This window comes from Ruegeria sp. Alg231-54 (assembly GCF_900143525.1).
Classification (GTDB): domain Bacteria; phylum Pseudomonadota; class Alphaproteobacteria; order Rhodobacterales; family Rhodobacteraceae; genus Ruegeria.
Genome location: NZ_FREZ01000020.1, coordinates 35262 through 52513 on the forward strand (window position 1 = coordinate 35262; position 17252 = coordinate 52513).

Sequence of the window (17252 nt, forward strand, 5' to 3'; positions counted from 1 at the left end):
CGCTCCGAAAAGTCCGATGCGTTCCCGTTTACCAGTGTCCTTTTGTTAGTTTGAGAACGGTAAGATTTTATGGCTGATACACGTGCCTATTCTGCGATTTTTCGCGATTTGCCGACCATAAACCCCGCAGGGCTGGCGTGGTTCTTACTTCTTTTGGCAGGATCTGTTCCGATATTCTGGATCGGTCTTGTGTCGTTGGGGCAGGCCTGGGCCACACCGGAATACAGCCATGGCCCTCTGATCCCGATCATCTCGCTATATCTTTTTCTGCGCGAAATGCGCGGGATGCCACCGCCCGACGCAAATGTGACGGACCGCTGGCCCGGGATCATTGTTGTCTTTCTGGCTTTGATGCTGGCGGTCTTTGGCAACCTGACCCGTATCCCTGACATCGTCACTTATGCGATGATCATCTGGGTGGGTGGTGTGGTTCTGGCCATCTTTGGCTGGAAACGGGGCCGGTATCATCAGTTGCCGGTCATACATCTGGTGTTCATGTTGCCCCTGCCGCAGTTCCTGTATTGGAAACTGACGATATTTTTGCAGTGGGTCTCTTCGGCGATTGGTGTCTGGCTGGTCGATCTGGCAGGCGTGACCGTCTTCCTTGAAGGCAACGTGATTGATTTGGGCGTCTATAAACTACAGGTGGCCGAAGCCTGTTCCGGGTTGCGCTATCTGTTCCCAATCCTCAGCTTCTCCTATCTCTTCGCTCTGCTCTATCGCGGGCCGATCTGGCACAAACTGGTGCTGCTGCTGGCTGCCGTGCCCCTGACCATATTGATGAACTCGGTGCGGATCGGAGTAATCGGCATTCTTGTGGACAGTTACGGGATCGGAGCCGCCGAAGGATTTCTACACTTCTTCGAAGGCTGGGTGATCTTTCTGTTCTGCATCGCGATCCTGTTCGCCATGGCCATCTTTCTGCAGCGTCTGGGGTCGGACCCGAAACCCCTTTCCGAGGCGATTGATCTTGATACACATGGGTTTGGCCGAATTGCTGTTCAGATTCTGGCGATCCGGCCGTCCTTTGCGCTGGCCTCGGCAGCCCTGCTGACATTGACCATATCGGCCGCCTGGGCCTTGCAGCCCGAGCCTGACGCCCGGCCGGTTGACCGCGATCCATTCTCTCTGTTTCCGCGTCAGTTGGGTGACTGGTCAGGGTCATCCGCGCAGCTGGACCCCAATGTAGAACGCGTGCTTGGGGCCACCGATTATCTCAACGCGACCTATGCCCGGCCCGGGGAGGCAGGCTATATCAACATGTTCGTGGCTTTTTATGACAAGCAAACGGAAGGCTCGGGTATCCACTCTCCGGAAGTGTGCTTACCGGTGGGGGGATGGGAAATCTTCAGCCTGAATCCCCATGAGGTCACGTCTGGTTTGGAAGAGTATGGGACCTTCACGGTAAATCGCGCTGTGATTCAGAAAGGTCTGTCCCAGCAGTTGGTCTATTACTGGTTCGAACAGCGGGGCAAACGGCAGACCAATGATTTCCAGGCTAAAATGGGTGTCGTCATTGACAGTGTCACGATGGGCCGCACGGATGGAGCGCTGGTGCGCTACGCCACACCGATCGCCCCGGACGAAAGCGAAGCCGATGCGGATGCCCGTTTGATCGAATTCATGGGCCACAGCATGAGCAGACTGCCGCGTTTCGTTCCGATTTAAGGGATCTCTTGGGCGCGCAACCCCTATTTTTCAACTGTTAACTGTCTCTAAAGGGGAAACAACGTGATCGAAAGCGTTGTAATCCGAACAAGGAAGAATCGCTGAGGAACAGGGGCTCTCAGACGGCGGAGACGCTTACCTTTTGGTTGTTTTCGGTGAATCTCATGCGTCTTGAAGGGCGATATTTGACGCGTATCTATGCTAAAATAAACGAATTTTGGCAAAAAAGTGTCAAATCCATCAAAATTCTTCCAAGATACTGAAAAAAAAGATATATTGCATAGTGAAGACCCCCTTGGGCATGTGTGGCTGTTTTTCAGCCGGTAACAAGTTTTGTGATGTGAGACGTTTGAGATGAAACTTAGGAAACTTATAGCCGTTGCGGCCGTAGCCACATTAACTCTGAGTGGGGCGGCATCTGCTTTAACTGTGAAAATGAAGGGACCTGCAGCAGGTTCTTATGAATATCTGGGGGCCCATGCGGATGGGGTCGCCACGTATAGAGGCGTCGGAGCCGGCGCGTTTTCCCTTAAAGACAGAACGCCTGCGCCAAACAACGTGTTTGGGAACTTCGTCGCGTTTTGCCTGGATCTTGCGGCCAGGTCTCCCCATGGGCGGTACAATTACTACAGTGTGACCGATACACCGTTTACAAGCCTCAACCTGATTGCAAGCGGTGCGATACACCGTATCCAGTCGTTGTTCGATGCCGTATACACCGCCGGTCTTGCGACGGACAATACAAAAACATCGGCAGCATTTCAGGTTGCGCTTTGGAATGCCATTTATGACACTGACAACAGTGTTAACGGCGGTTCCTTCGTTGCATGGGGGAACTCCGGCGTACTTAGTCTGGCAAACCAATATCTGGCGGCCGCAAGCGCCTATGCGGGCGATAAGAAATGGAACCTCAGCTATCTGGAAAACGAGAATTATTATCGTCGCCAGAATTTGGTTACCGCGTCACCAGTTCCGATTCCTGCAGCGGGCTTGATGTTGCTGGGGGCATTGGGGGGGCTGACCCTTCTGCGCCGACGCCGCAAGATCGCTGTCTGATATCAGCGATTTATAAGCTTACAAGGAAAGGGTTGCCTAACGGCACCCTTTTTTCTTTGCCGTGGCAGATTTGGCCGGGCCAGGCTTTTGGTCAAAAATCCGCTCAGTAAAGTACAGTAACGATTTTTTAATAGACGCCCGTTAAATTAACTCTACTTTAAGATGCAAATATTCGATCCGCAGCTAAGGAGTGTTGTCATGGGAGTTCTCGTGCTAGCCACTATGATGGGTAGTATCGCTGCTTTTGTGGCATTGGTGACCGGATACGGATGGATGGCTGCGGGGGCGTTTTTTGTCCTTGCTGGTCTGGCCAGTATTCCGCTGGTTATCTTACCCATTCTGGGGCTCTGCGCCTTGCGCAAGCGCTGGGTGCAGCGCGATCAGAAAAAAATCTATAGCTGATTGATAAGGCGGCTTTCCTGCTTGGCCTTTCCCCCTTCAACCGGGTTGCCAAACTGTTCTGAATCCGTTCTGTTTATCGCATCACGATCCGCCGCAAAGTACCCAAAAAATTACGCACTGTCAGCAATAGCCCCGCATCCCACGTGTTTCGCAGCAAATGAAACCCGTCATATCTGGGTGCTGGCTTTCCAGCCAGTTTCAGTGCGAGCAATCTGGGTAGGGTAAAGCGCCGCTTTCCCTTTTGCCCCGGTTGCATTGCCAGAATGCCCTCTGCATCGAATGGTTTAGCCTCAATCGCGCCACCAGCCATGGCGTCCTGCAAAATTCGTTCTCCGTTCTCTGTTCGGCTGACGATCAGCGACACCCCTTCGCGCTCTTCGAACAGGGGATAGCCATGCTCATCCGTTTCCCACGCGTCGGCGCACACGATATCGGCAAAACCGCCTGTGCCATCGGGGCAGATACGACAGCGAAACTGAACATGTCCCGAAAGAATACCACCCCAGCTGTCGGCGTAACTCATCTCCCAGACGGATCCGTCCGCCATCGTTGCCTTGGCAAATCCGGGCCATCCGTCTCCGCGGAAACGGAACGCCACGACCTGATCGGGATCGCCCCCCATCTTTTCGACGACCTTTCTGGCACCGTTGATGCTGGGCACGCCGGCGCAAAAAAATGACAGCATCACCGGGAACCGTTCCTGCACACGCGGATCAATTTGCGCTAGTGACCGCAGCGCCGCGACGTCGCAGGGTTTTCCGACAAATGCGGTGCGGCACCCCCCTGTCAGCCAGCGTTCCAGCCCGTCCAGCGGCGCCGATGGCGCATATCGCGAACCGGCTGCCTGGAAAACCTGCTCGGCATTGATGCTTGTTACCGTGCGGTTACCGAATGGCAGGTCGGGGGCTGCTCCGGTCTGCAGGACGTGATCGATCGTTCCACTTTCCAGAAGATGTACAAGAATGGCTGACAGCGCACCGCCCGACGATCCGTTCTGGCGTAACGCCGGATCTGTTGCATATCCTGTATACAGGCCGGTCATCGGTCCCCAGAGCGGATGATCCCAGCGCCCGCCGGGGTCTTGCGTCAGCCCAAGCCCCGGGCAGACCGCAGCGACTTTTTCCTCAGCCTCTTCAGATATTCCGGCCTTTTGCACGGGTCTCAAAAACCCGTCCTGCGAGTATTCCATAGTGACAGCATCCGGGGCTACTGCCGCACATCCGCCGCATCCGGCGCACAGCTGCCCGCGCGCAATCGTTTGCAGTGTCGGGGAAGGTTGAAACACAGTATCTATGGTTTTGCTACTGCAGCGGTCAGAGCGCAGCATGCGCACAATTCCGTCGAGGCGTTCTTTTCCAATTCACCCGCATTCCACTCGTCTCCAAACAAACTCATCTCAAAAAATATCCATGGTGCCAAAAACCGGGATCAGACTGGCATCTCCGCCCTTCTCGATAAAGCCCTTTTCCCAGAAGCTCCTGGCAACTCCATGACTTTTTCGTAAATATCACCCAAAAAACACATACTTTCCAGATAGGTGTATGCGCGCACCCGATTGGTATACTATCTATACGTTGACGAGGAAATGTGTGAGCGATGACGGCAACAACGAGCAGTTCCTTCTCTAACTCGGCAGAGCCTGCCGGTGCTGTTCGCGGACATCGCATGCCGTGGTTACTTCGCCTGTTCATTCTGTCTCTGGTGATCCCGTTCTTCTTTCAGCTTGGCCCGATACAGATGAGTGCCTCGCGCTTCCTGCTTACGCTTTGGATCGTGCCGGGACTGATCATGTGGATGCAGGGCAAAGCGGGACGTATCCGCGTCGCTGACTTGGCCTTGCTGGGGCTGTGCTTGTGGACGGCGATAAGTTACTTTGCTCTGCATGGCCCGTCGCTCGCGATTGAGCCGTCCGGTATCTATTTTATCGAAACTATGGGCGCGTATTTCATGGCGCGCTGCTTCATCCGGAATGCGGATGATTTTTATGCGGTCGTCCGGATGTTTTTCTGGATTATAATGGTGCTGATGCCGTTTGCCCTTTATGAAACCCTGACGACGCATAACATTCTGCTGGAAATGGCAAACAAGATCACGTTCTCGGGCTGGAATGTGTGGAAAGAACCGCGCTGGGGCCTGGACCGGGTGCAGAGCGTTTTCCAGCATCCGATCCACTTCGGAGTGTTCTGCGGCGGGCTGATCGCCCTGACCTATTATGTTCTGGGCTACGGGAAATCTTTCGTGCGGCGCTGGTCTCAGACCATTCTGGTTACCGGAACAGCGTTTCTGGCCTTGTCTTCCGGCCCCCTGACTGCGGTTATCGCACAGATTGCACTGATTATCTGGGATCGGGGGCTGCGCAAGGTCCGGCAGCGCTGGGTCATCCTCAGCAGCGGTATTCTGTCAATGGTCGTTGCGATCGAGATCGCGGCCAACCGATCAACGCCAGAGATTTTCATTTCGCTTTTCGCCTTCAATACGTCAACCGCCTACTCGCGTATCCTGATCTGGCACTTCGGCACCATTTCTGTCCAGATGCACCCGCTTTTTGGTGTTGGCTTGGGAGAATGGTTCCGGCCCGAATGGAAGAGTAGCAGTCTGGACATGTTCTGGCTGCATCCTGCAGTCACCAGCGGCCTGCCCGCTGCCATTTTCATGCAGCTGGCGTTTTTTGGGCTGTTTCTTCCGATTATTTTCAAGTCCGGGCTGAGTGACCGGTCTTCCCAATTCAGGACAGGATATCTGGTCTGCATGATGGGTTTTTTCTTGGGAGGCTGGACCGTCCATTACTGGAAGGTCGTTTATATATTATTCATTTTCCTGCTGGGTGCCGGCGCATGGATTCTCGACGATGACAACCGGCATGATCAAAACACGGCGGATTCGGCAGAAGATAAATCTGGTCGCAAAGACCGGAATTACAGGCGCACTGACTCAGCTCCGCGATACACCCGTTATGACGCTAAGCATTCGCGCAGGACGGACACGTGATGTTTCGCTTCCGCATGGCGTTGTTTCTCGCGGGAAGCCTCTGTTCGCTAATCATCCCGCCCGCACCCGCATTTGCCGATGGTGACAAACTCCTGAAGGAGTTGGCTAAGGCCCGGGGCGGCGAGATGATCCGGTTGCCAGCTGGCGATTACGGGGATGTCGTGTTGTCGAACCTCGATTTCCGGGAACCTGTGCAGATCAGGTCAATCGATCCCGAAAATGCAGCGCGCTTTCGGTCGCTGCAGATCGACACTGTTCGCGGGTTGCATATAGACGGAATCACTGTTGCCCATCCGGGGAACGGGGCGGCGGCTTCCAAAGTTGTTTCGATTGAGAACAGCCACCATGTGGAATTTCTGAATTCCGAAGTTCATGGTCTGGAAGACAATGATTACTTCGGCCACTACGGGATTTATGCCAACGGCAACACCGACATCAAGATCAGCGGCAACTATGTCCATGATGTCAAAAACGGTCTGGTCATCTATCCCAACCAGGGGATCGAGATTTCCGACAACTACGTCGATTATATCGGAAGCGACGCGTTCAAGTTCATCGGGATTACTGACTTCCTGATCGAGAACAACAYAGGCGGTGGCCACGTTTACCCGCTCGAGGGCGCTGGCTGGCACCTGGACTTCATGCAGTTCCAGGGTACCGGATCATCGGACGGGGTTGTTCGCGGCAACGTGTTTCTTCCCCAAACCGATGCGGCTGTATCGTCGCAGGGGATTTTCATGAAGGGCGGGACCTTCAACGACATCCTGATCGAACAGAACATCATTGCCACCGGCATGTTTAACGGCATCAAGGTGGAAAGCACCGGGGGATCGTCTGGTATCGTCATACGTGACAATACTGTGGTCAACATCCCCGACACCGTTCACAAGGCGTCGATCATCATCGGTGCGAATTCCGGTTCGGGGAACCTTGTCACTTCCTATACCGAGGTGGCCGGGTCGAATTACCAGGCTGATACGGACGACTACGGCCAGATATTTCAAGGTGATATCCGCCTTGGTCTGACGCTTGAAGATCTGCGCCCCGTCAGCGGAAGCCCTGCCGAAGAATTCGGTGCTCATGAACGGCTTGCGGAACTGCTTGACGGCACCTCCTATGTTCCCGAGCCAGCTCCGGTTGAACCCGCACCGGTAGACCCGGCACCGGTTGAACCTGCGCCGGTTGATCCCGAGCCGACCGTTCCGGATACCGGCGGAGAGACACCGGGCGGAAACGTGCCCGACAAGCTTGAGGGCGCCGCTTTCAGCATGCTGGGAACGCAGGAATTCAGCGGCTCCAAAAGTGATGTGGTCGAGGTCGCCCACACCAACGATCTGTCGCTGGAAACCGGGACCATCGCGCTCAGCTTCAATGCGGATACCGTTTCGGGCCGGTATGGTCTGCTGACCAAGGATGCCAGCTATTATGCAGGTGGCGGTAATCACCTGGCTGTCTATATCGACAAGGGCTCGCTGGTCGTGCGCTTCCAGGACGGTTCCGGTGACGAGATCGTCCGTATCCCTGGGATAAACGCAAACCAGGATTACGATCTGCAACTCACTTTCGGTGACAACGAGGTCGGAGTTTGGCTGAATGGCCAGCAGGTACATACCGCCGACTTTTCAATGAACCTGGCAGACAACGTCGAACATCTGCAGATTGGCGGGCTTGGCTGGGGCAGCGCCTCGGGCAGCGCAGGCTTTGGCAATGCGTTTGATGGCACAATTTCCGACGTTGTGATCGTCGAGGGGAAATGGTCGCCTGAGCAAATGCAGGAGCTTGTCTACGGTTCTCAGCCGCTTCCTGAGACTCCGGTTACTGAACCGGAAGCGCCTGTTACCGAGCCGGAAACACCCGTGACCGAGCCGGAAGCACCCGTGACCGAGCCGGAAGCACCTTCGGACGGCACAGCCAAAACGATTTTCGAAGAAGGCGAGGCTGAGTTCAACGGTAAGACAGGAAGCATCATCAACCATGACCACGATCAGGCGCTGGAACTGGAGGAAGGCTCAATCGCCTTTACCTTCAACGCAGATGACCTGAACGGCCGCCAGGGTTTGCTGTCCAAGGATGCCAAGAACTACGACGGTGGGGATCACCTGTCTGTTATGCTGGAGGGTGACGACCTGGTTCTGCGTTTCCAGGATGCCGAGACAAAAAGCGATGCGTATATGAGGGTAGAAGGCATCAAGGCCAATCAGGACTATGATGTTCAGGTCTGGTTCGATGGCGAAGAGATCGGCCTGTCTGTGGATGGCGAACTTGTGGAAACACAAGAGTTTGATTTCGACCTGACCGCAAACCAACAGACCCTGCAGATTGGTGGTCTGGGTTGGAGCAGTTCCAACGGCGGCGACTCTGTCAGAAATGCCTTCAATGGCACGGTGTCTGATGTTCAGATCCTAGACGAAGCGCTGCATGTCGAAACCTTCGATCTGCTAGCCTGATACTGAGCACATACGTGCCTTAAAACATACAAGCCGTCAGAGGTTTTTCTGGCGGCTTGTTGCGTTCAGGCGGCCAGACTTCGGAAATTCGCCCCGGGTAATTCAGGCTGCCCCCAAATGAGACCATGTCCTGGAATTCCGGGGCATACTGGTTGTTCTGAGTCTGTGGTAGGTTTCTCCTATCCCAGCCGCAGCTTTCGGGCATAGAACGCTTCGGCCAGTGCGTCCGGCGCATTGCATTCCAGGCCGCGCAGCCGCATCAGGCCGCGAAATGTCAGGTCGTCGAACCAGTGCTTGCCTGCCTGGGATGCAAAACATTCCATCAGCAATGCGATCTTTGCGTCTGTATCTGCGATAGAGGCAGGAACGAAGACGTTGGGTGCACCTATACCGCCATCCCATTTCGGGATCTCGTATTCCAGGATCGTATGATCGCGGAACGTGTTCCAGGTCAGTTCTGACAGGATGCGGTGATCCTGATGCAGATCCTGCTTGTATTGGGTCAGGATCAGGTCTGGATTATGCACCTTCAGCGTTTCCAGAAACGCCTTCACCTCAGCCCATTGATGCGGGAAATGGCCGTCGCGGAAACCCTTCAGAATGATCTCTGACGATCCCGCACCTTCCAGAAAGCGTTCAGCGCTGGCCCGGGCCTCTTCGCCGCGGACGCCCGAGGCGGCACAGACCACCCAGACGATATGGGCATCTGGATTGTCGCGGACAAGCCGCAAAATGGTTGCGCCCGCACCAATTTCGATATCGTCGCTATGGGCGCCGAGGCAGAGCACCGTGCCGAGTTTTCCAAGGCCGAGTTCACGCATCGTCTCAGTCGTCCTTCCAAACCTGCCAGGGCGTATTCCCGGCGGCGACCCGATCATCCAGCGCCTGCTTTTCCTTGAACGTGTCCATGCAGGTCCAGAAGCTTTCATGCTGATGCGCATAAAGCCGCTTTTTCTGAACCAGACGTTCGAAGCCCTCGATCACCAGTTCTTCGCCCTCGTGCAGATTGTCGAAAATCTCAGGTCGCAGTGCAAAATAGCCGCCGTTCATCCACATGCCTGAATCTTTGATATCCGAGATCTGCGCCACGCGGTTGTCGCCGCCGAAAGACACCAGGTGAAAGGAGTAGGGAGGTTTCACACAACAGAAGCCTGCGACCGCGTCGGTGGCGGAAAACCCGCGGACCATCTCGTCAAGATCAAGGTCGGTCAGCGTATCGGCATAGTTGGCCAGAAACATCTCCTCGCCTTCCAGATGCTCGCGCACGMGCAGAAGACGGCMKMCGATATTGGTGTTCTGACCGGTATCGACAAAGGTAATACGCCAGTCCTGAATGTCGCTTTGCAGAACGTCGATCTTGGCGCCGCCATTCTCGAAGACGAAGTCGTTATTCACCCGCTCGTCATAGTCCAGGAAGAACTGTTTGATCGTTTCGCCTTTGTAGCCAAGGCAGATGATGAAATCCTTGTACCCGTAGGACGCATAATACTTCATGATGTGCCACAGGATAGGACGCCCGCCCACCGGCACCAGCGGTTTGGGGATCTGATCGGAATAATCCCGCAACCGGGTTCCCTGGCCACCGCAGAACAGAACGACTTTCATAATTGGTCCATTTCCTTTTGTTTAGGCGCGCGCCCGGGTTTCCTGTGATGTCAGCACCGTGGCTTCGGGAACAAAAACCACCAGTTCTGCGCCCCATTCGGCGGTATAGGCCAGCTGTTCAGAGATCTCGTCGCGGAAGTTCCAGGGCAGGATGACAATCACGTCCGGCTTGGTTTCGGCGATCTTGTCAGGATGGTGAATCGGAATCCGGGACCCGGGCAAATAGCGGCCCTGTTTGTAGGGGTTACGATCCACCGTATAGCTGATGAGGTCGGTCTTGATCCCACAATAGTTCAGGAAGGTGTTCCCTTTGCCGGGCGCACCATAGGCGGCGATCTGTTTGCCGACGCGCGCCGCAGCGATCAGGTATTCCAGTGCCTTGCGTTTCGTCTCACGTACCTGTTCGTCGAAAGAGGCATAGGTCTCCATCCGGTCCAGCCCTGCGGCCAATTCCCGGTTGCGGAAGGCAACAAGACGCTCCGTCACCGGTTTGGTGTCGTCTTCCTCGTGGCGGCCAATAATGCGCAGTGACCCGCCATGCGTAGATACCTCTTCGATGTCGAACAGCCGGATGCCGTGATGGGCAAAGACCCGTTCCGCAGCAATCAGCGAGAAATAGCAGTAATGCTCGTGATAGACCTGATCGAACTGGTTACCTTCCATGGTGGCCAGAAGATGCGGGAACTCGATCGTCATTACCGCACCTGGCATCATCATGATTTTCAGCCCGGCCACGAAATCATTCAGATCGGGCACCTGCGCCAATACGTTCTTGCCCAGGATCAGATCGGCCTGTCGTCCTTGGGCGGCCAGCTTCTGAGCTGTTGCGACACCAAAGAACTCGACCTCGGTCGGAACGCCCTTGTCGATGGCAACCTGGGCCACGTTTTCTGCAGGCTCCACCCCGTAACAGGGGATGCCCAGCGTCACGAAATGCTGCAGCAGGTAGCCGTCATTGCTGGCTACTTCGACCACCTGACTGTCAGAGCCCAGTTCGAAACGGTCTTTCATGTCATGGCAATAGCGGCGCGCATGTTCCACCCAGCTGTCTGCGTAGGAGGAGAAATAGGCATACTCGGTGAATATCTCCTCGGCCGGGACGAACTCGTCCAACTGGGCTAGGTGGCATTCGTGACAAACGAAGGCATGGAGCGGATAGAACGGCTCCATCTTCGAGTAGTTTTCTTCGGCGACATAGCTTTCGCACAATGGCGACATGCCGAGATCGACCAGCGTATGTCTGAGATCTGTGCCGCAAAACCGACAGGGGAAGGATCCGGTAGGAGCTGACATGCGGGGCCTTTCTTGTTGCTTCAATGCGTTTCGTATCAGGAATTGATCAATTCAGGCGTAAGCCCAAGCTCTGCCAATTGTGCCGCTATCTCGTTACGGTAAATAGGATTCATCAACACGACAACATCGGGCGGATCTTCCGTCAGTGCCTGTGGCGAAATGATCTGCTGGCCGGTTCCGGCCAGATGTTTGCCCTGTTTGTGTGGGTTGATGTCGACCACGCGGGTGATCGTGTCGCGATCCCCCAGCATATTGAGGAAGCCAACCGCCTTGGCGCCGGCCCCCCAGGCGACGGCCCGGCGGCCCTCGGCACGCCATTGCGTCAGCCGGTCACGCCAGTCGGACATCTTGGTGCTCTGCGTTTCGCCAAATGCCGCAATATCTGCCGCCAGCTGTCCGAGATTGCCGGTGTCGTTGCCCGGGTTGCCGGTATCTGTTCCCGCAGCCCGTGCTTCTATTGTCAGAAATTGCTTTTCAAAGGTCTCTTCCACGCGCAGCACATCAAAGCCGCAGGCAGAAAAGGACCGAGTCAGGGATTCGACACTAAAATAGGAACAATGCTCGTAAATCACGTCCCAAACCGAACCTTGCCGGATGATCAGATCAGTGTCCGGCACTTCAAAATAGATCACCGTACGGTCCGGATCGGTGATCGAGCGCCGGATCATCCGCAGGAACTCATTCGGGGCCGGGATGTGTTCATAGACAAAGCGCGAGGCTAGGAGATCGGCCTGCAGGCGGGCGTGTTCTTCGCCATAATAGTCATTCGACCAGGTGATGCGGTCAGCGGCCGATGTGCTGACCCGCTCGCCCTCGTATGAAGGGTCAAAGCCGTACCCGGTATTGCCCCCGGCCTCGCAGAGCATGGCCAGGAAATCACCTTTTCCACAGCCGATATCGACCACGGTGCGCTGATGCAGCCCATAGGTGTCTATCAGACGATCGACCAGTTTTTGCGAATAGTTCTGGAAGGTTGGCGAGAAATGCAGCGAGTTGTCATATTGTTGATCATATTCGATCCGGTCCGGATCGAAGGACACATTCCAGATAAATCCGCAGTCGGGGCAGAAGGCTAGATCGATATCTCCCCGACGGCAGGCGCGGGCGCTGTCCGCATCCGGCCATAGCACGCCGATCAGCACGGGCTGGTCGGACAAGGAAAAGAACAGCGCGGCATGGTCCCCGCCGCAAACCGGACAGGCAGGCACAGAGGGTGTGGCGTGGGCGGTCATTGCGTTGGCTCCATTTTCGGGGCGGTGTCAGTTGTCAGGATTTCTGGGGACAGTTGCATGCTGGCAATCTGGGCGGCGATTTCGTCGCGATAGATACTGTTCATCACGATCACGACGTCCGGGCGCTCTGCGGTGAGGACTTCGGGCGCCACGATGGGCGCGGCGCAGCAGGGCATGTAATGGCCCTGTCGAGCAGGATTGATGTCGACGACGCACGAGACGATCCTGGGATCGCCGACGGTGGTCAGAAACCCCACCGCCTTCGAGCCGGACCCCCAAAGCGCCACGCGCTGTCCCGCACTACACCAGGCGGCAAAGCGCTGCCGCCATCCGTCGATGCGGGCCCGTGCGGTATCGCGGAATTCTGCGACCAGTTTTGTGGTCTCGCCCAGATCGTTGGCCAGTTCCGGCAGCGGTGGCGGCTGATCCGACACCACGGCTTCGATGATCAGGTATTGTTCACCATAAACCCGGCGCAGGTCGATCACATTGAAGCCTGCCTGCCGGAAGGCCCGCGCCAGAGACCCGGCGGTAAAATAGCTGGCATGTTCATAATAGATGTCCCAGAACGCGCCTTCGATCAGGATCCGCCGCAGGTCCGGCACCTCAACACCAAAGCGCAGACGGGCTCCATCTCCGACAGCCTGACGCATGAGGTTCAGGAAACCGGCCACGTCGCCAATATGTTCCAGCGTGTGCCGACAGATCATGAAATCCGCGTCCACCGGTACATGGGCTTTGGTGAAATCCTTGGCATGGAAAGTCAGCCCGTCGGGTTCCGGGCTATGACCCGGCACGTAGGCCGGGTCATAGCCGGTGCCACTGCAGCTGCCTTGGGCGCAGATCATACGTAGGAAGTCGCCCTTGCCACACCCAATCTCAATCAGATGTCCACCCTTGAGATCGAACCGGTCGATCCAGCCCTGTGCCAGATCGGAAACGAAAGCATTGAATGTGGGCGAGCCGCCTTGCGCGTCCTCATATCCGGTACCGTAATCGACCCGTGCCAGATCAAACCGGGCGTTGAAGGCCAACCCACATTCGGGGCACCAGCACAGCGCCATGTCTCCGGTTGGAAAGCCAAGCGCGGTGGCGCGGTCCGGCAAAAGCAACGTGCTTTGTGCCGGAATGCAGGTCAGATCGTAGATCGACAGTGTATTCCCGGACTGGTCGCAGGACGGGCAGATTGTGCCCGGTGTGCTTTTAGCCGACGCTTCACCGTCCTTGGTGATATTCGCAGATGTCACGGATCACCCCACAGCAGCGCGGCGTTCCGTCCAGAATAGCTCCCCATCAAGCGCGCCGCTGGCCATGTGATCCTGAAGGGTATTCAGGCGGATAAAGCGCGAGCCTTCGAAATCCGCCAGTTCAAGCCCGTTATCCACATAAGCCTTGTGCAGTTCCTCAATGCCCATGGGCACTGTCCATTGCGGATCATAACCCGGCAGCCCGGTTTCGATCTTCGAGAAATCCACCCGGTAGCAGCGTTTGTCGGGCCCGCCGCCTGGTTCGTAAGCAATGCGGCTGCCCGGAACCAGTTTCTCGACATGCTCCGCAACGTCGCGCACCTGATAGTTCTCACTGGAGCGGCCAACATTCCAAGCGGTGTTGTGGACCAGGTCCCGCGGGGCTTCGAGCGTCGCAAGGAAGGCCCGGCTGATATCTTCGATATGAACCAATGGCCGCCATGGTGTGCCGTCGCTTTTGATCAGAACCTCACCCTGCAAGAAGGCATATCCGACCAGGCTGTTGACCATCAGATCCGCCCGCAGCTTGGGCGACGCCCCATAGGCCGTGGCATTGCGCAGAAAGACCGGCGAGAAATTGTCATCCGCCAGATCGGACAGGATCGCCTCACTGCGGACCTTGGATTCACCATAAGGCGTGACGGGATTGAATTCGGCGCTTTCGTCCAGCACGTCCTCGGGGCTGGCGGCCCCATAGATCGAGCATGACGACGAGAAGGCGAAACGCCCCACGCCTGCGGCTTTGGCTGCACGGCCAAGGGTCAGCGTCGCGTCCGCGTTGATGTCATAGGTGCATTGCGGATTGAGGTTGCCCATCGGATCGTTCGACAAACCGGCAAGATGGATCACCGCGTCGAAACCTTCCATGTCGGCAGGTCCCACATCGCGGATATCCTTGCGGATCACGGCGTCCGCCTCGGGCATCCCGGACATGTCACAATGTTCGAAATAGTAACTGTCGAGCCCGGTCACATGGTGCCCGCGTTCCTGCAGAAATGGGATCAGAACCCCGCCAATATACCCGTTATGACCGGTAACCAGAATACGCAACTCGCCAACCTCCTAAAACAACCCCTGGTCCGAAACGACACTGCATACCTGATGCTGTCGAACCCAGCGGCTTTCATTAAAATATATTCGCCCCGGCAAAGGTCATCGCTTTATGATTTTCCGGGTTTCCGGAGTGTAACTGAAAGCAACAGCGAGGGCGAAATCTAATCAAAATCGTACAATCTGAATACAAGGCCGCTACCAGAATTCAACCTTTTTGTCAAAAGCGTTCAAACCGTGATCTCTACGCTTCAGGTTACCAAATCACCTTGGAAGAGGAAGTCATCACTGGTTAACAACAGTCCGTATACATCATTGATCACACCGATTAATTCATCCTCGTCCCCGCCGGAGCCCACGAGCCAGATTGCGGTCCCTTCAGGCAGACCAGCCGCGTCTTCAGTCAGCACGTAATCCGCCGAAATCCCGGCCAGTTGAATTTGATCCGTTCCGGAAACAAAGTCCCAGGCATAGCCAAAATCGTTGACGCCACCGGTGCTGCCGTCGCCGTCATCGTAGTAGTTGCCGCTCAGATCACCGAAGACAAAAACATCCGCGTCTTCATTGCCGACCAGCACATCGCGTTCCCCCAATCCGGGCAGCGCCGCGTTGGTATCCACAGCTACCAGCAGGTCCGGGCCATCGGTCCCCAAGATGATATCGTCACCCTTGATCTCGGCAAAGTCGAGATCGTGGAAGGTGACATCCCAATGGTGCGCGATCAGTGCGAAGGAACCATTAAGGGGATCCGTCATCACATCGGTCCCCTCCAGCAGCCACTCCACAGGTTCGCCGCTGCCTTCCTCCCAAATCTTGAAGCGATAGATTCTGTTGATCAGGTCGGCCTGCTCTACCCGGATGGTCACGTTATATGTTGCGCCTTCGGTAAAGGTGAAAGGCGCTGTGTCGAGCAGGAAATTCCAGTTTGGATGCTCATGGAGTTCAAACTGACTGTCATTCATATCGTAAAACGGCGCAACAATCGGGTTGTATCCGGAAAGTGGCTGCCAGCCCGAAATAGGATCATCTGTATGCCCGCCCCAGAGCATTCCGAAGCCAAGCCCCGCGCCATCTCTCGGGGTGCCGTTGTTGATGTCGTTGACTGTCAGAGACAGATTGACCTCGTAGTTGTCCCAGGACTGATCTCCGAAAGTCAGAATACGGTCGTAACCAGGTTCTGCGGTCCGTACGCCATCCGGGGTAATCGTCCATTCCCCGTCGACTACCTGAGCTACGTCTTGGATGTTCGTGACACCTGACCAGTCGACCACGTAATCGGGGGCCCAGGTCGTGCCGTTCTCATATTCGATCGTGACATCCTGGGTGTGGATGTCTCCGTTTGAATATGTTGCCGTTATGGTCACAACGTCATCAGTGGCCGATCCGTCCAGCGCAGCAAAGTCGAGGTCGATATTGAAATCCCCGTCTTCTTCAAGCCGCCGGGTATCGGGCCCGATCGAAAGCGTTTGTTCCGGGCCGCCATTCAGCGAATAGGTCAGAGAAACTAAATCCGTGGTATGAGCATTGCCCAGGATGTTTACCCATTGCTGCGACGCGCCCGGTGCACCAAAGGTCTGTACGTCCCCGTACCAGACATCAATCGGATCGCTCACTTCAAGGTTTACGGTTGCGGTGTCGGTGAGCTGCCCGTCGGTGATGGTGTAGGTGAAGCTGTCACTGCCTTCATACCCGGCATTGGGGGTGTAGGTCAGCGTGCCGTCGCCATTATCGGCAATCGTGCCGTTGGCGGGTTGGGTAAAGGCGGTCAGGCTCAGCGCATCGCCATCCGGATCGCTGTCATTGGCCAGCAGATCGCTGGCCACATTGATGGTCAGCACAGTATCGGGCAGGGCGGCCAGCGCGTCGTCGCTTGCCTCAGGCGGCTGAGGCACCGTTACAAATCCTGCATCCTCATCGGCGATCGGGTCACTGGCAAATTCAAAGTAATCCACCTGCGCGGTGTAGCCTGCGCTGGTCTGGGTGCTGCCGGCCAGCGGTCCGACCGCCGTGACGGTCAGCGCATGGGTGAAGCTGCCGGCGGTGGTCCAGTTCACACCGTCGGTGGAATAGCGGAAGGTCCAGGTGTCTCCGGAGCGGGTAAGATCGAGGAATTCAGCGTTGCCACCGGGGATAACGACATTGAACCTCGGGCTGCTGCTGCCATTGACGGTGACGGCGGCAAAGGCCCGCAGGGTGCTGCCATCGGAATAGGTGTCGAACCGCAGCCAGTTGTCCGCGTCCTGCTCAMCCAGGAAACCCTGCAG

13 protein-coding genes are annotated in these 17252 nt (G+C 56.1%); 5 read left to right on the forward strand and 8 right to left on the reverse strand.

The features are described from left to right. Positions 1-69 precede the first annotated feature (69 nt). From xrtD to DHN12_RS22330, 3 genes are all read left to right on the forward strand, one after another. Positions 70-1668: a VPLPA-CTERM-specific exosortase XrtD gene (gene xrtD / locus DHN12_RS22320; RefSeq protein WP_108862157.1), complete on the forward strand. Its 1599-nt coding sequence runs from the start codon at positions 70-72 to the stop codon at positions 1666-1668. Positions 1669-2103: 435 nt separating this feature from the next. Next, positions 2104-2724, forward strand: coding sequence for a VPLPA-CTERM sorting domain-containing protein (locus tag DHN12_RS22325; protein WP_108862158.1), 621 nt, complete (start codon positions 2104-2106; stop codon positions 2722-2724). Between the two features lie 198 nt (positions 2725-2922). Continuing rightward, positions 2923-3126 carry a hypothetical protein gene (locus DHN12_RS22330; protein WP_108862159.1) on the forward strand — a complete coding sequence of 68 codons (204 nt, stop codon included), beginning with the start codon at positions 2923-2925 and terminating at the stop codon, positions 3124-3126. Between the two features lie 73 nt (positions 3127-3199). Here the strand turns inward: DHN12_RS22330 and DHN12_RS22335 are convergent, their stop codons facing one another. Further along, positions 3200-4453: a Coenzyme F420 hydrogenase/dehydrogenase, beta subunit C-terminal domain gene (locus DHN12_RS22335; RefSeq protein ID WP_108862160.1), complete on the reverse strand. Its 1254-nt coding sequence runs from the start codon at positions 4451-4453 to the stop codon at positions 3200-3202. A gap of 338 nt (positions 4454-4791) precedes the next feature. Between DHN12_RS22335 and DHN12_RS22340 the strand changes: the two genes are divergently transcribed. Beyond that, entirely contained in the window at positions 4792-6114 is a 1323-nt protein-coding gene (locus tag DHN12_RS22340; RefSeq protein ID WP_108862161.1) for an O-antigen ligase, read from the forward strand. A gap of 14 nt (positions 6115-6128) precedes the next feature. Then, on the forward strand, positions 6129-8561 hold the full coding sequence (locus DHN12_RS22345) for a LamG domain-containing protein (RefSeq protein ID WP_159090179.1): 2433 nt from the start codon (positions 6129-6131) through the stop codon (positions 8559-8561). 179 nt (positions 8562-8740) lie between these two features. Here DHN12_RS22345 and DHN12_RS22350 read toward each other — a convergent pair whose 3' ends face one another. The 7 genes from DHN12_RS22350 to DHN12_RS22380 form a co-directional block, all read right to left on the reverse strand. Continuing rightward, positions 8741-9382: a PIG-L deacetylase family protein gene (locus tag DHN12_RS22350; protein WP_108862163.1), complete on the reverse strand. Its 642-nt coding sequence runs from the start codon at positions 9380-9382 to the stop codon at positions 8741-8743. A gap of 4 nt (positions 9383-9386) precedes the next feature. Further along, positions 9387-10166, reverse strand: a complete 780-nt coding sequence (locus DHN12_RS22355) for a sugar phosphate nucleotidyltransferase (RefSeq protein ID WP_108862164.1) — start codon at positions 10164-10166, stop codon at positions 9387-9389. Between the two features lie 21 nt (positions 10167-10187). Then, positions 10188-11459, reverse strand: a complete 1272-nt coding sequence (locus tag DHN12_RS22360) for a class I SAM-dependent methyltransferase (RefSeq protein WP_108862165.1) — start codon at positions 11457-11459, stop codon at positions 10188-10190. Between the two features lie 35 nt (positions 11460-11494). After that, entirely contained in the window at positions 11495-12691 is a 1197-nt protein-coding gene (locus DHN12_RS22365) for a class I SAM-dependent methyltransferase (protein WP_108862166.1), read from the reverse strand. Continuing rightward, positions 12688-13938 (reverse strand): class I SAM-dependent methyltransferase, encoded by a 1251-nt coding sequence (locus DHN12_RS22370; RefSeq protein ID WP_108862167.1) that lies wholly within the window; start codon positions 13936-13938, stop codon positions 12688-12690. The genes DHN12_RS22365 and DHN12_RS22370 overlap by 4 nt, the downstream gene beginning before the upstream one ends. A gap of 3 nt (positions 13939-13941) precedes the next feature. Then, positions 13942-14988, reverse strand: a complete 1047-nt coding sequence (locus DHN12_RS22375; protein ID WP_108862168.1) for an NAD(P)-dependent oxidoreductase — start codon at positions 14986-14988, stop codon at positions 13942-13944. Positions 14989-15239: 251 nt separating this feature from the next. Continuing rightward, positions 15240-17252 (reverse strand): cadherin-like domain-containing protein (locus DHN12_RS22380; RefSeq protein WP_199913568.1); only part of this gene is annotated, 2013 nt, incomplete at its 5' end.